Source organism: Rhodopila globiformis, from assembly GCF_002937115.1.
Taxonomy (GTDB): domain Bacteria; phylum Pseudomonadota; class Alphaproteobacteria; order Acetobacterales; family Acetobacteraceae; genus Rhodopila; species Rhodopila globiformis.
In genome coordinates this window covers 1-13,724 of the sequence record NZ_NHRY01000082.1, presented here as the reverse complement: position 1 = coordinate 13,724, position 13,724 = coordinate 1, and the positions used below count along the sequence as shown (strand labels likewise).

The following is a 13,724-nucleotide window of genomic DNA, read 5'->3' as shown; positions in this document are numbered from 1 at the left end:
TCCCATTTGGTGTGATTTAGGCTCTCGAATTCGTCCATTGATGGAACTCCATCAGCGTGTGCTTTGGCGGCTCACGCTCCAGAGTTTCATTGATGGGCGAACCGGGGCCTACCCCCGCAAATGTCAAACTGCTGCTGCCTCCCCGGCAGAGCCGGGGGAACTCCCGGTTACGTTAGACACAACTTATGGGAAGGGATGTGACGTCAATGCCGGCCAGGGTTTTTATGAATGGGCGAGCTATAACCTATAATTGCATTCGCAATTACGTAGTCGCTGAACAGTGGCTGTCAACCTATAGAATTTCCAACAATCCCCGCCACCTTGAAACCGCTTGTGCCTGCTACGCCATCGCCGATGACCTCTACAGCCAATCCTTCGATCATGTCCAGGAGCGCGACGAAGCTCTCATGCTGCGAATCCGGACCGAGAGCCGCAAGCTTATTAACGAATCACTTGCCGCGCTCGCCCATACATCCCGCGTATTTGACGGCCGCGACCAGACGGGTGCGGCGGCGTTGCCTGATCCGGACCGGCATGACAGCCTCGGGCAAAGACCGGGATGTCGCAAGGCGTTTCCGGCGTCGCCACGTCATGCGGGACATCCGGACACCGGCCTGTTGCCTGAGGACGATCCGGGCTACAGGGAGAGCATGCGATAACGCAGGCGCCAGGCGTCGCCTGCGCCGATCCTACCGCCGCCCGGCGACCTCATCGATATGCTTCAGCAAATCGGCCGGGTCCTCGTAAACCCGGATCGCGCCGGCCCGCTCCAGTTCTTCCTGCCCATAGCCGCCCGACAGCACGCCAACCCCAAGTCCCCGGCAGCGCCGCGCGGCCAGCATGTCCCAGATCGAGTCGCCGACGATGATCGCGGTTTCAATCGGCGCCTCCAGCCGGGCGGCGGCCGCCAGGAACAGATCCGGATCCGGCTTTGCATGCCTGACCTGGTCGCGCGTCACCACCGGCACCCGGGCGGGATCCACGCCAAGGGCCTGCAGGTTGGCGCCCGCGGTCTCCATCCGGCCGCTGGTGGCGATGGCCCAGCGCAGGCCGCCGGCATCCAGCGCATCGAGCAGCGCCCGCGCGCCCGGCAGCGGCCGGACCTGATCGGCGTGGCGCTGATACGCCGCGGCGTGCAGGCGGCGCAGCCGATCGAGCCGCTCGGCACTGATTTCCAGATTGGTCTCGCGCAGCAACTGGTGCATGAACAGGCCGCCGCTCATGCCGATGCGGCGGTGGATGCGCCAGACCGAGAGGTCGATGCCCTCGTGGTCGAGCGCTTCCTTCCAGGCGAGGACGTGCTGATAGACACTGTCCACCAGCGTGCCGTCGAGGTCGAACAGGAACACCGATTCGATGCGCATGGCTTTCTCCTGTGAAAATGCGGTCTTGCAGGCGCCGGTCGTCGCCCTCTCGTTATGGCCGGGTGTGTCCCCGTTGGCGCCAATTTAGGCGACGGGACGCGGCGCACTGTCCCGTCGTCATGGCGGCCGCAGGGCCGCCATCCACGCCTTGCGGTACTGGTATCGGCAAAAGGCGTGGATGGTGGGCCTTCGCCCACCATGACGGGGTAGCAACGGCCGCGCCCCAACCACAACGGCGAGAGAACGCCCGCGCCACCCGTCGCAGTGACAATGCAGTTGCCCGGGCACCGGTTGCAGGGGATCGCAACGGCGGGCGCTTATGATCCGGTGGGATTTGCTGGTATGCTGGGCGTGGCAGCGACTTGCGGACTTCGTTGCCTGGCTCGAAGAAAATCATCGCGGCGCAGGCAACGGCCGCACCGGGCGTTGCCGGATCGCCGCATCGAACGGGGAGGACAAGAACCATGAAGAAAAGCGACAGCCACATACTCACCACGCATGTCGGCAGCCTGCCGCGCGGCGAGCGCCTGACCGACCTGCTGATCGAGGACGAAGCCGGCTCGACGATCGACCGCACCGCACTGACCGCGGAGATCGACCGCCGCGTCGCCTATGTCATGCAGAAGCAGCGCGAGGCCGGCGTCGACGTCGGCAACGACGGCGAGCAGGGGCGGGTCGGCTTCCAGACCTATATCCCGCAGCGGATGACAGGATTCGGTGGCGAATCGAAACGCCCGGCGCCGCCCGAGTTCACCGAGTTCCCGCTGTTCGCCGCCCGCCTGCAGGCGCGCATCCCGCGCACCGGCAAGGTGTTCGGCGCGCCGCAGGCGGTGGGGCCGGTCAAGTACGAGGACATCAGCCTGACGCAGGCGGAAATCGAGCGGGCCAAACGTCACGCCGCCGAACAGAAGCCGCCCTTCACCGAAACCTTCATGACCGCGCCGTCGCCCGGCATCATCGCCACCACGATGCTGAACGCTTACTACGACTCGCACGAGGCCTATGTGAACGCGCTGGCGCGCGAGATGCACCGGGAGTATCGCGCGGTGGTGGACAGCGGCCTGCTGCTGCAGATCGACGCGCCCGACCTGGCCATGGAGCGGGTGTTCCTGTTCCAGGACAAATCCGACGCGGAATACGTGAAGGTCGTCGAAACCCACGTGGCGGCGATCAACCTGGCGCTGGAGGGCATCCCGCGCGACCGGGTCAGGCTGCACATCTGCTGGGGCAACTGGGAAGGCCCGCACGTGCACGACATCGCGCTGGAACCGCTGCTGCCGGTGCTGTACCAGGCGAAAGTCGGCGGGCTGTCGATCGAGATGGCCAATCCCCGCCACCAGCACGAGGTCGCGGCGCTCGCCCGCCACAAGCTGCCCGGCGAATTCGTGCTGCTTCCCGGCGTCATCGACAGCACCAGCAACTTCGTCGAGCACCCGGAGGTCGTCGCCGAGCGGATCGAACGCGCGGTTGCGGCGGTCGGCGACCGTGAGCGTGTGATTGCCAGCAGCGATTGCGGCTTCGGCACGTTCGCCGGATGGGAATGGGTAAGCGAGGATGTGGTGTGGGCGAAGTTCCGCGCCTGCCGGCAGGGGGCGGACATTGCCTCGGCGCGGTTGTGGGGCAAGGGTGGGGCGCGGGCGTAGGATTGTTCTTTCGCCGTCATGGCCGGGCCGTCTTCCCGGCGGAGCAAGGTCGTCCCTCTATCGTCATGACCGGGCGTGTCCCGGCCATGACGGGGAGGCAACGGACCGGGGCACCACACCCTTCGCCAACCGCCGCCCACTCCTGATGGCGACGGAGACACGCCCGGCCATGACGGCGGGGCAACGGACCGGGCGCCGGCCTTGCCCCGCCGCGCAACCTCCCGCGCGGCTACCGGGAAGCCAGGTGCTGCACGAACCACGCCGCTGCCGGTTTCGCCGACGCATCGAAGTCCTTGACGTAGGCGTCGAAGTGCCCGCCCGGCAGGGCCACCAGCCGCTTCGGCTCCAGCGCCCGCTCATAGGCGGCCAGCGCCAGATCGGCCACCGTCAGCACGTCGCCCAGCGCCACGACCATCATCAGCGGCGTCGGGCTGATGAAGCCGACATAGCTGCCCGGCTCGTATTCGGTGAACATCTCGACCGAGCGCAACGTCACCTCGTTGCGCCACGACGGCGCCCGCGTGCGGCCCGTCTCGGAGAACCACGCCCAACTGTCCGGCGTCGGCAGGGCCGAGGGCGCGGTCGGGTCCTCGGCCACCACCGGCAGCATCGCCGGCGGCTTGCCAGCCATGCGGGCGCGGCGATCCTCGTCGAACGCCGCCTGCAGGCCGGCGAAATAATCCGAGCGGATCAGCCGGCGGGCGTTGTCGTGGCCGCTGGCCAGCGGCACCTGCGCGACGACGCACTTCACCCGGCGGTCGATGGCGCCCAGCACCAGGACATGGCCGCCGCTGTAGCTCGATCCCCAGACACCGATGCGATCGGCGTCGGTCTCGGGCAGGGACTGGGCATAGGTGATGGCGTCGCGGTAGTCGCGGACCTGCTGCCAGGGATCGATCTCCTGCCGCGGCTCGCCGTCGCTGGCGCCGAAGTTGCGGTTGTCGAACACGACGGCGCCCAGGCCGGCGGCGGCGAAGGTCTCGGCGAAGCGGTCGAGGTACATCTCCTTCACGGCGGAGAAGCCGTGCGCCATGACGATCGTCGGCACCTTGCCGGCCCGGCTGTCCGGCAGGTAGTGCCAGCCGCGCAGGATCGTGCCGTCTTCCGTTTTGAATGAGATATCGGTGCGCATGGGTGGGTCCCCCTTGTTTTTCTGTCTCGTTAGGTCCGGGTATATGCGCCGATCGGCTGGCGCCGGACAATCGACTATTGCGAATAGCTTCGTTGTCTCGAATTCCAGGGCCGCTGGAGACGCCGCTATTGCGACGGTTCTTGTCGAGGAGGCGCATGTCGGCCGGCCGGAAACGTTCCCGCCTGTGGTTGAGTTGGACAAACGACCGTTCGGCCGTCCCGCCCCGGATGGGCGGAGCACCGCAGTCGATGCAAAGCCAAAGCGACCGCAGGTTGCAACGAATTCTTCTCTGCGCGCTCTGCGCCCCGCTCTGTGCGCTCTGCGTTGCAAAAATGCGATGGCGCAACAAAGAACAGCGTTGCCAGTGACCCGCCCAACCCGAAACGCCGGTGGCGCCCCGGCCACCGCGATTCAACGCAGAGACCGCCGAGCGGGGCGCAGAGCGCGCAGAGAAGAATTCGTTGCAACCTGCGGTCGCGGCTGGGGAACGCCGATCGCCGTGCCGCTGGCGGGCCGGATGCACGCCGGGGAAGCGGCCGCTACGGCGCCGGCAGACCCGGGACTGTTGCGCCCCGGGCAGCCGACCGGAATCCCATTACGCCGGCGGCAAGTGCCGCGCCTCTATCCCTGCTTCAGCGACCGCCAGTCCACGCCCTTCTCGAACGCTCCGGCCGCCCGGTAGATCGTTTCTTCATCGTTCATCCGGCCAATCAGCATGGCGCCGACGGGCAGGCCGTCCGTCAGGCCGCAGGGGATGCTCATCGCCGGGTGGTGCGTGCAGTCGAACGGCGCCGTGTTGACGATCATTTCCAGCCCGCGCTGGATGATCTCGCTGGTCGGCGCATCCGCCGCCGGGATCTTCGTCGCCGGCATCGGCAAGGTCGGCATCAGCAGCAGGTCATAGCCAGACAGCGCGGCGTCATAGGCGGCGCGCAGCCGGCGCACCAGGTTCTGCGCCTTGGCGTAGTAATGCCCGCGATGCCGCGTGACCATGTAGTGGCCGAGCAGCATCGTGTTCTTCAGCGTATCGGACAGCTCGTCCGCCCGGTTGCGCCAGTTGCTGTGCGCGTCGATCAGCGAATTGACGTAAAGCCCCTGCCAGTTGAAGCCGTATCCGTTGCCCAGCATCATCTGCATCGTTGCGCCCTCGGCGGCGATCGGCAGCCAGATCGCCAGGCCCAGGCTGTGCAGCGGGATGGACACCTGCTCCACCGTCGCGCCCAGGCCGCGGAACCGCTCGCCCGCCTCCCGCACCAGGGCGTCGCTCGACTCGCTGGAAACCGGCAGGCCGAAGCCTTCCTGGACGACGCCGATGCGCAGCCCCGAGGCGCCGCGGCCGACGGCGTCGCGGAACGGGCGCGATTGCGCGCCATACTGCCGCGGGTCGAGTCCGTCCGGCCCGGCCAGCACCTCCAGCAGCAGCGCGTTGTCCTCCACCGTCGCGGTGATCGGCCCGGTATGATCCACGGTGGTCTCAATTGGCATGATCCCGGTGTAGGGAACCAGCCCGTGCGTCGGCTTCATGCCGTAGACGCCGCACCAGCCCGACGGGATGCGGATCGACCCGCCCTGGTCGCCGCCCAGTGCCATCGGCACCTCGCCCGCCGCCACCACCGCGGCGCTGCCCGAGGACGATCCGCCGGCGGAATATCCCGGCTTGTGCGGATTGTGCACCGGCCCGGTGCTGGAGGTGTGCGATCCGCCCGAGAAGCAGAAATACTCGCACACCGTCTTGCCGGCGATGGTGCCGCCGGCGTCCAGGATGCGGCTGACGACCGTGGCGTCGACGTCGGGCACGTAGCCCTCCAGCGTCGAGGCGCCGTTCATCATCGGCACGCCGGCGACCATGATGTTGTCCTTCACCGCAACGGTCTTGCCCTTCAGCTTGCCCGACGGGGCGCCCCCGATCGTTGTCTTGACGTACCAGGCGCCGTACTTGTTGTCCTCGGGCTGCGGCCGGATGCCCGGCAGGCGGGGATAGGTGACCGGCGGCAGCTCGTCCGGCATCTGGTCGACCGCGTTGTAGGCGGCAATGGCGCCCGTCAGGGCGGCCTGGTGCTGCGACAGCTCGTCGTCGCTGAGCGTCATGCCCAGGTCGTCGGCGACGTCGCGCAACTGGTCGATGGTCGGAAGCTTCAGCGTTCCAAGCGGCATGATGCGTCTCCCGTTGTTGGTTCGGATCGAAGGCCTGAGTTGCGCCCAGGTGATGCCCGTGACGTGTCATGCGCATGACGTGCCATGCCCATGACGGAACCCGCCCAGCCGCCGTGCCGGTTCTTCATGGCCCGGATGGGATGGCGCAGGCAGCCCGCGCGCTGGTCGTGACCGGAAAACCTTTCCGCGGATGCAAGGCCGTGCCAAGGCGAGAACGCCGATCGGCGCACACAACACGGTGATGCCGGGGTCGCCGGGCGGTTGCACGCGCGCCGCGTTGCCGTTATGGCGGCGGCGCTGTCGCCGGGGAGATCGAGCGTATGGACTGGCCGGCTTTCCTGCCGTTGTTCCTGACCGCCGGGGTCGAGTGGGTCGAGGCCTTCACCATCGTCCTCGCCGTCAGCCTGACCATCGGCTGGGCGGCTGCCCTGGGCGCCGCCGCGGCGGGGCTTGGCACCCTGGCGGTGCTGACCGTGGCGACCGGCGGCGCGCTGTCCGCCGGCCTGAACATGCAGGCGATCCAGTTCGTCATCGGCGTGTTCCTGCTGCTGTTCGGCGTCCGCTGGATGGCGAAGGCGATCGCCCGCCAGGCCGGGCTGAAGCCGCTGCACGACGAGGATGCCGAGTTCCGCGAAACCCGTGCCCGCATCGGCAGGGCCGACTGGTTCGCCGCCTGGCTTGTCGCCTACAAGGGCACGCTGATGGAGGGGCTGGAGGTCTGGCTGATCGTCGTTGCCTTCAGCCTGCACAGCCGTGCCTGGGTCTCCAACGGGATCGCCGCCCTGGCCGCGCTGCTGGTAGTGTTCACTACCGGCCTGGCGATCCGCGCGCCGCTGCGCCGGGTGCCGGAGAACGCGATCAAGTTCATCGTCGGCGCGATGATCGTCTCGTTCGGCACGTTCTGGACGCTGGAGGCCCTGGCCGGGGCTGTCTGGCCGCTGGGCGACTGGAGCCTGCTGGGGCTGGAGGCGTTCTTCCTGGCGGGCGGCCAGGCGCTGGTGCCGCTGGTCCGTGGGCGGCGGGTGGCCGCGGCATGAAGGCGCTGCTGAAGACCCTGTTCGGCGATGCCCGCAACGTGGCAGCCGTCGCCGCGGTGGTGGCGGTCGCCGCGGCGCTGACGAAAACCGGCCACGCCGCCTGGGCGGTGGTGGCGATGCCCGCCGCCTGCCTCGCCGCCGTCGGCTGGCTGGCAAGGTCCTGATTGGCGAGGCCGGTCCGGAGGTTCTTGCTGAGGCCTGGGCTGCCACCGGAGAAAGGGCGGTGCGTGCTGCACTGGCCGATTTTCAACACGGAGGGGACGGAGAATCCACGAAGGGCCACGGAGAAAAAAGTACTGCGCTTCGCGCAAAGCGCCCAAATCAACCGGCGGCGCCAATGAGCCGATTGGCTTGCTGCCCCCGGGACGCTCCGCGGCCCTTGTGTCTTCGTTTTGTGCCATAATGCTGGTGTTGCGGGGCCGGGTCTGCAGCCCGGCCCCGCGATGCGATCGGCAGGCCGTTTGGCCATCGATTGAATTCGCCGCGGAGCGTGGCCCCGATCGCCGCCTGTCACAACCCGAACAGTTGCCCGGGGTCGCAACCCCGCACCAGCAAGGCAGAGAGTTACAGTTACGGCACAGCCCATCTGGGTTGGCATAGACATCAGCGGCAAATGGCTCGATGTCGGCAGCTACCCGCAGCGCGAGACTATCCGTTTTCCCCACACCGACGCCGGCATCGCCGACCTGCTGGCCTGGCTCGCCGCGCGGCCGGTCAGCGGGGTGGCGATGGAAGCCGCCGGCGGGATCGAGCGCACACTGGCCTACGCGCTGGCCGATGCCGGGCATCAGCCGCGCCTCGTCAATCCCAAGCGGGTGCGTGACTTCGCCAAGGCCATCTCGCCCGCCAGGAACGACCGCATCGACGCCGGCCGCATCGCGCATTTCGCCGCCACCGTGGCGCTGGCGCCGATCGAGCGCGACCTGGTGCGCGAGCGGCTGGACAAGATGCTGACCACCCGGCAGTTCCTGATGGCGCAGTTGATCGCCGCGCGCAACCAAGCCCGGCTGCTGCGCGTGCCCGCCATGCGCACGCAGATGGCCAGCCATATCAAGCTGTTGCGGACCCGGATGGCGGCAGTCGATCACGCCATCGCGGCCGTCGTCGCAACCGATCAGGCGATCGCGCAGGACCGCGCGCGGCTGTGCACGATGCCCAGCATCGGCGCGGTGACCGCCACCGCGCTGCTGGCCTGGCTGCCCGAGCTGGGCCGGTTGTCCGCCGGCAAGATCGCCGCCCTGGTCGGGGTGGCGCCGTTCGATGACGACAGCGGCGCGCGCAACGGTCAGCGCCATATCAGCGGCGGGCGGGTCGGGCTGCGCAACCTGCTCTACATGGCGGCGCTGTCCGCCATCCAGCACAACGCGGTGATGAAGGCGTTCCATGAGCGGTTGCTGGCGGCCGGCAAGCTCAAGAAGGTCGCCCTGGTGGCGGTCATGCACAAGATGCTGACCGGGCTGAACGCGATGCAGCGCACTGGCCAGGCCTGGAACGCCGGGCATGTCTGTGTCCGCGGCGTCACCACGGCGGGGGCTGTGGAGTAATGGGCGGCGCCTGGGCCTGATCCGGTTTCTTGGTTCGGCTGGGGGCCGTTTCTTCGTCCCGGCCTGATCATCCCCGCAAGGCCGGGCGGTGCCGCGGTCAAGCAGGGCCGCAGGCCACCGCGCAGCGGCGCGACGCGTGCTTGAGGGCGGCAGTGCCCGGCCTCACCATGATGAAGGCCGGGCCATACCAGCCGCGATTGCGGAACGATAACGCGTGTCCAAAATTCGGGAAACCTGATGATGAAGCCGAAACAAAAAAGACAGTTGCTTGTGGTTCTTCGCGTTCTCCGTGTTGAAAATCGGTCGCCAATCCAGGCTCCGCCGCCGCCTTGACTCACCCCGGGACGACACCCCCGGTCGTCGCAAGAGCCCAGGGATGAGGACGAAATCTTCGGCGGCCAACACCAGGCGCTGCAGCAGTCTGCAGGCCGGTCGATCAGGGCGACGGCACACCCGGATCGTCATGGCACTCCCCCGGACAAGCCTGAGCAGGGCCATGACGCAAGAGGGTGGCCTTGCTCCGTCGGCTTGCCTCTCCCGATCGCGCGGGAGCCAACCCGGTTGGGCGCACGCGGATATGATATTGCGACGCATTCTCATTTAGGGCAGACTGCGCCGCATCGACAGGAGCCCACCCGGTGGACCAGATCATGCCGCTGCCGTCCCTGACTGACCCGACCTGGACGACGACAGGCGATTATCAGATCGCGGGCTGCATCCTGCTGCTGGCCGTCCGCCGGTGGACGGCAGCATGCCGGGACATGGGGAAGGCTGCAGGTGCCGGCGCGCTCCGCACCGTCATGGCAGCCGTTGCGCGCCGCGCCGCGACTCCGGTCGGGTCCGGCGGCGCGACGGATGCCGCCGACACCCTCGATCGCCTGGCTGAGAAGGCGTTCCGCGCCACCCTGCTGTCGGCATCCGGCGGCGAGTTTGCGCCGGGGCTGCCGGACGGGCCGGGCGCGCTGCTGTCACGCGCCTGCCGGTTCCTGGTCCGGCGCGTGCTGCCACGCGACGCCCCGGACGGACAGCGCATTCCCCGTCCGGGCCCCTGATCCACGACAGGACGCGCATCCATGCAGATTATTCACGCCGGCGGCGCTGCCGCCCTCGTCGCGCTGATGGCGGCGCACCGAGCCATCGCCGAGCGGCCGGCCGCCGATGATGAAGCCACCGACACGCCGCCGGACCGGTCGCGGCGGCAGGACCGCGTGCGGCCGATCCTGCCGGGCAGGCGCGACGCCCCTACCGCACCCCGGCGATCATGTAGTTGACCCCGACGTCCCGCCCGGTGTGCCAGCTTCCGGTCAGCGGCTCGGGCAGCAGGCCGGTGGTCTGCGTCACCCGCACCCCGGCCGCGCGCATCATCGCCCCGAGTTCCGCCGGCGTGATGAACGTCTTCCAGTCATGCGTGCCGATCGGCAACAGGCGGAAAATATATTCGGCGCCGATCTTGGCCATCAGCCAGGCGCGGGTGGTGCGATTGACGGTTGACAGCACCAGCAGCCCGCCCGGCTCCAGCAGTTGCGCGATGACGTGGACGAAGGCGGCGGGGTCGGGGACGTGCTCGATCACCTCCAACGCGGTGACCACCTGGAAGCGGCGGCCTTCGGCGACGAGGTCCTCGGCGACGCAGTTGCGGTAGGTCAGCGTCAGGCCCTTGCCCTCGGCGTGCGCCCGGGCGGCCTCGACCATGTCGTTGCCGGCGTCGATTCCCAGCACGTCGTGGCCGCGCCGGGCCATCGCCTCGGCGGCCAGGCCGGCGCCGCAGCCGATGTCCAGCACCCGCTTCGGGCTGCCGGTTGCCCCTCTGGCCAGCTTGTCGATCCAGCCGATGCGGGCCGGGTTCATCTGGTGCAGCGGCCGCATCGGACCGTGCGGATCCCACCAGCGCGAGACCAGCTGGCTGAATTTTCCTACCTCTTCCGCCGAGACGGTGGCGTTACTCATGGTTGCTCCTGTGGCCTGTGATCAGTATGTGTGCGCCCGCACATCAATTTGGCAACCGATCACCCTGTATGACCCGTATCGTGATGAAATTTGGCGGCACATCCGTCGCCGATATCGACCGCATCCGCAATGTGGCGCAGCGCGTCAAGCGGGAGGTCGAGCATGGCAACCAGGTCGCCGTCGTCGTCTCGGCAATGGCCGGGGTCACCAACCAGCTTGTCAAGTACTGCACCGACCTGTCGCCGCTGCACGACGCCCGCGAATATGACGCCGTGGTCGCCACCGGGGAACAGGTGACCTCCGGCCTGCTGGCGATCGCGCTGCAGGACCTGGGCATCGACGCGCGGTCCTGGCAGGGGTGGCAGATTCCGCTGCGCACCGACCGCGCCCACAGCAAGGCACGCATCCAGGAGATCCCCGGCGCCGAGCTGATCCGGCGGATGGAGACCGGGCAGGTGGCGATCGTCGCCGGCTTCCAGGGCCTGGCCGACGACAACCGCATCACCACGCTGGGCCGCGGCGGGTCGGACACCTCGGCGGTGGCGCTGGCGGCGGCGCTGAAGGCGGACCGCTGCGACATCTACACCGACGTGGACGGCGTCTACACGACCGATCCGCGCATCGTGCCGCAGGCGCGCAAGCTGGCGAAGATCACTTATGAGGAGATGCTGGAGCTCGCGTCCGTCGGCGCCAAGGTGCTGCAGACGCGCAGCGTGGAACTGGCGATGAACGAGCGGGTCCGGGTCCGGGTGCTGTCCAGCTTCACCGACGCCCTGCCGGGCGAGGATACCGGAACCCTGGTGGTTGATGAGGACGAGATCGTGGAAAAAGAGAATGTGGCGGGGATCGCGTATTCCCGTGACGACGCGAAGTTCACCTTGCGGCGGGTGCCGGACCGTCCGGGCATCGCCGCCTGCATCTTCGGCGCGCTGGCCGATCAGAACGTCAACGTCGATATGATCGTGCAGAACATCTCGGCCGACGGCACCACCGACATGACCTTCACCGTCGGCAAGGCGGACCTGCCGCGGGCGCGCCAGGCGCTGGCGGACGTGAAGGGGCAGATTGCCTACGGCGAGCTGCAGGAGGACCCGAACGTCGCCAAGATCAGCGTCGTCGGCGTCGGCATGCGCAGCCATGCGGGCGTGGCCAACACCATGTTCCGGGCGCTGGCTGACAAGGCGATCAACATCCAGGTGATTTCCACCAGCGAGATCAAGGTCAGCGTGCTGATCGCCGCCGAGTACACCGAGCTCGCCGTCCGAGCCCTGCATACCGCGTATGGCCTCGATGCAAACTGAATGCCTGCACGCCGCCCGTGCGCGGCTGGATCGTCTCTGGGCGCGCGGCACGGAATTCCTGGGCTGCCGCTACGCCATCATGGGCGGCGCCATGAGCTGGCTGAGCGAGAAGCACCTGGTTTCCGCGATCTCCAACGCCGGCGGCTTCGGCGTGATCGCCTGCGGGGCGATGAGCCCGGCGCAGCTGGAGGAGCAGATCGCCGGCACCCAGGCGCTGACCGACAAGCCGTTCGGCGTCAACCTGATCACCATGCATCCCGAGCTGAACGACCTGATCCGCGTTTCTTTGGATGCCAAGGTGGGGCACATCGTGCTGGCCGGCGGCATCCCGCCCGGGCCGGCGATCCGGGCGGTGAAGGACGGCGGGGCGAAGCTGATCACCTTCGCGCCGGCGTTGGCGCTGGCGAAGCGGTTCGCGCGCCTGGGGTCGGATGCGATCGTCATCGAGGGGTCGGAGGCCGGCGGGCATATCGGCCCGGTGTCGCTGACCGTGCTGGCGCAGGAGATCCTGCCGCACCTGCGCGACGTGCCGATCTTCGTCGCCGGCGGGCTGGGGCGGGGCGAGGCGATCCTGTCGTACCTGGAGATGGGCGCGTCGGGGGCTCAGCTGGGCACGCGGTTCGCGGCGTCCGTCGAGTCGATCGCGCATGAGAAGTTCAAGAAGTTCTTCGTGCAGGCGGCCGCGCGGGATGCGGTGCCGTCGGTGGAGCTGGACCCGCGGCTGCCGGTGATCCCGGTGCGCGGTCTGGTGAACGAGGGGACGAAGAAGTTCCTGGCGCACCAGGCGGAGACGCGGGACAAGTTCCTGTCCGGGGCGATCACCAAGGAGGCGGCGCAGCTGCTGATCGAGCGCTTCTGGGCCGGCGCGCTGCGGCGGGCGGTGATCGAGGGGGATATCGAGACCGGGTCGGTGATGGCCGGGCAGTCGGTGGGGATGGTGACGCATATCCAGCCGGTGGCGGAGATTATTCAGGAGCTGGTGGACCAGGCGGTGAAGGCGCTGGCGGCAAGGGAGGTAGTGTAGGGGCTACGGACGTTCTCTCTCCGTCATGGTCGGGCGTGTCCCGGCCATCTACCCCCCAACCGCTCCCGCTACCACCCGCACACGTCGACGTTCCATCCGCAAGTCGCGCGGACGAAGCCGAACAGGGTGAGCAGTACCCAGAACACCGCAAAGACGCCGAGAACCCTCGCAAGCCTGCGTTTGCCTGCCAGAAGCGCGATCGTCATCGGATAGAGCGCCGTGGATGTGAGAAGTTCAAACCAGTAGGACATGACCATGGCATAGCTGCCTGTCACAGGAAGCCATGGCCCTCCACCTGTAGCCAGCCGCGTTCCAATCTGCTTGATCGTGATCAGGAAGGGGATGGTAGGCGCCGCAAGGACCTTAAAGATGTGGATATAATTGCCGTGGAACATGCCGACAATGGCCGGGAAAAGACTGTCGGCGCAGAACGCAAACAGCAGCAATAAGTAAGGCTCTTATTGGGTTCCGGGGGGGTGGCTCGGGATGGGGTAGCGCCGAAGCCAGGTCTCTGATCTGATCGGATGAAGACGTGATCTGGTTGTTTTGGAGGCTACGTAGGCATGGCGGTATCCGAC

Annotated in this window: 15 protein-coding genes; 9 read left to right on the top strand and 6 right to left on the bottom strand. The window is 67.8% G+C overall.

Annotation, left to right across the window (positions count from 1 at the left end; genetic code table 11):
- Positions 1 to 206: 206 nt before the first annotated feature.
- Positions 207 to 659, top strand: a complete 453-nt coding sequence (locus CCS01_RS32640; RefSeq protein ID WP_146101638.1) for a hypothetical protein — start codon at positions 207 to 209, stop codon at positions 657 to 659.
- Positions 660 to 689: 30 nt separating this feature from the next.
- On the opposite strand, the gene CCS01_RS09370 is transcribed toward CCS01_RS32640, so the two are convergent.
- Positions 690 to 1,364: an HAD family hydrolase gene (locus tag CCS01_RS09370; protein WP_104518566.1), complete on the bottom strand. Its 675-nt coding sequence runs from the start codon at positions 1,362 to 1,364 to the stop codon at positions 690 to 692.
- Positions 1,365 to 1,828: 464 nt separating this feature from the next.
- Here CCS01_RS09370 and CCS01_RS09365 point away from each other — a divergent pair, with 464 nt between their 5' ends.
- On the top strand, positions 1,829 to 3,007 hold the full coding sequence (locus CCS01_RS09365; protein ID WP_104518565.1) for a cobalamin-independent methionine synthase II family protein: 1,179 nt from the start codon (positions 1,829 to 1,831) through the stop codon (positions 3,005 to 3,007).
- Positions 3,008 to 3,236: 229 nt separating this feature from the next.
- On the opposite strand, the gene CCS01_RS09360 is transcribed toward CCS01_RS09365, so the two are convergent.
- Positions 3,237 to 4,139 carry an alpha/beta hydrolase gene (locus CCS01_RS09360; protein ID WP_104518564.1) on the bottom strand — a complete coding sequence of 301 codons (903 nt, stop codon included), beginning with the start codon at positions 4,137 to 4,139 and terminating at the stop codon, positions 3,237 to 3,239.
- A 621-nt stretch (positions 4,140 to 4,760) separates the two neighbouring features.
- Positions 4,761 to 6,293, bottom strand: coding sequence for an amidase (locus CCS01_RS09355; protein ID WP_104518563.1), 1,533 nt, complete (start codon positions 6,291 to 6,293; stop codon positions 4,761 to 4,763).
- Positions 6,294 to 6,613: 320 nt separating this feature from the next.
- Here CCS01_RS09355 and CCS01_RS09350 point away from each other — a divergent pair, with 320 nt between their 5' ends.
- The 3 genes from CCS01_RS09350 (at position 6,614) to CCS01_RS09345 (ending at position 8,874) form a co-directional block, all read left to right on the top strand.
- The gene (locus CCS01_RS09350; protein WP_104518562.1) at positions 6,614 to 7,330 is read left to right on the top strand and encodes a COG4280 domain-containing protein; all 717 of its coding nucleotides are present in this window, start codon (positions 6,614 to 6,616) and stop codon (positions 7,328 to 7,330) included.
- Positions 7,327 to 7,494, top strand: coding sequence for a hypothetical protein (locus CCS01_RS33570; RefSeq protein WP_158258311.1), 168 nt, complete (start codon positions 7,327 to 7,329; stop codon positions 7,492 to 7,494). The genes CCS01_RS09350 and CCS01_RS33570 overlap by 4 nt, the downstream gene beginning before the upstream one ends.
- Before the next feature lie 312 nt (positions 7,495 to 7,806).
- Positions 7,807 to 8,874 (top strand): IS110 family RNA-guided transposase, encoded by a 1,068-nt coding sequence (locus CCS01_RS09345; protein WP_146101637.1) that lies wholly within the window; start codon positions 7,807 to 7,809, stop codon positions 8,872 to 8,874.
- A 97-nt stretch (positions 8,875 to 8,971) separates the two neighbouring features.
- Here CCS01_RS09345 and CCS01_RS32635 read toward each other — a convergent pair whose 3' ends face one another.
- Positions 8,972 to 9,184: a hypothetical protein gene (locus CCS01_RS32635; RefSeq protein ID WP_146101636.1), complete on the bottom strand. Its 213-nt coding sequence runs from the start codon at positions 9,182 to 9,184 to the stop codon at positions 8,972 to 8,974.
- Between the two features lie 328 nt (positions 9,185 to 9,512).
- On the opposite strand from CCS01_RS32635, the gene CCS01_RS09340 reads away from it, so the two are divergent.
- Positions 9,513 to 9,926: a hypothetical protein gene (locus CCS01_RS09340; protein WP_104518560.1), complete on the top strand. Its 414-nt coding sequence runs from the start codon at positions 9,513 to 9,515 to the stop codon at positions 9,924 to 9,926.
- Positions 9,927 to 9,947: 21 nt separating this feature from the next.
- Entirely contained in the window at positions 9,948 to 10,145 is a 198-nt protein-coding gene (locus CCS01_RS32630) for a hypothetical protein (protein WP_146101635.1), read from the top strand.
- On the opposite strand, the gene ubiG is transcribed toward CCS01_RS32630, so the two are convergent.
- Positions 10,117 to 10,821 carry a bifunctional 2-polyprenyl-6-hydroxyphenol methylase/3-demethylubiquinol 3-O-methyltransferase UbiG gene (gene ubiG / locus CCS01_RS09335; protein ID WP_104518559.1) on the bottom strand — a complete coding sequence of 235 codons (705 nt, stop codon included), beginning with the start codon at positions 10,819 to 10,821 and terminating at the stop codon, positions 10,117 to 10,119. The genes CCS01_RS32630 and ubiG overlap by 29 nt on opposite strands.
- Before the next feature lie 68 nt (positions 10,822 to 10,889).
- Between ubiG and CCS01_RS09330 the strand changes: the two genes are divergently transcribed.
- Complete coding sequence (locus tag CCS01_RS09330) at positions 10,890 to 12,122, top strand: aspartate kinase (protein ID WP_104518558.1); 1,233 nt, start codon at positions 10,890 to 10,892, stop codon at positions 12,120 to 12,122.
- Positions 12,112 to 13,146, top strand: coding sequence for an NAD(P)H-dependent flavin oxidoreductase (locus CCS01_RS09325; protein ID WP_239992074.1), 1,035 nt, complete (start codon positions 12,112 to 12,114; stop codon positions 13,144 to 13,146). Before CCS01_RS09330 ends, CCS01_RS09325 begins: the two co-directional genes overlap by 11 nt.
- 68 nt (positions 13,147 to 13,214) lie before the next feature.
- Here the strand turns inward: CCS01_RS09325 and CCS01_RS09320 are convergent, their stop codons facing one another.
- On the bottom strand, positions 13,215 to 13,592 hold the full coding sequence (locus CCS01_RS09320; protein ID WP_104518556.1) for a hypothetical protein: 378 nt from the start codon (positions 13,590 to 13,592) through the stop codon (positions 13,215 to 13,217).
- Between the last annotated feature and the right edge of the window lie 132 nt (positions 13,593 to 13,724).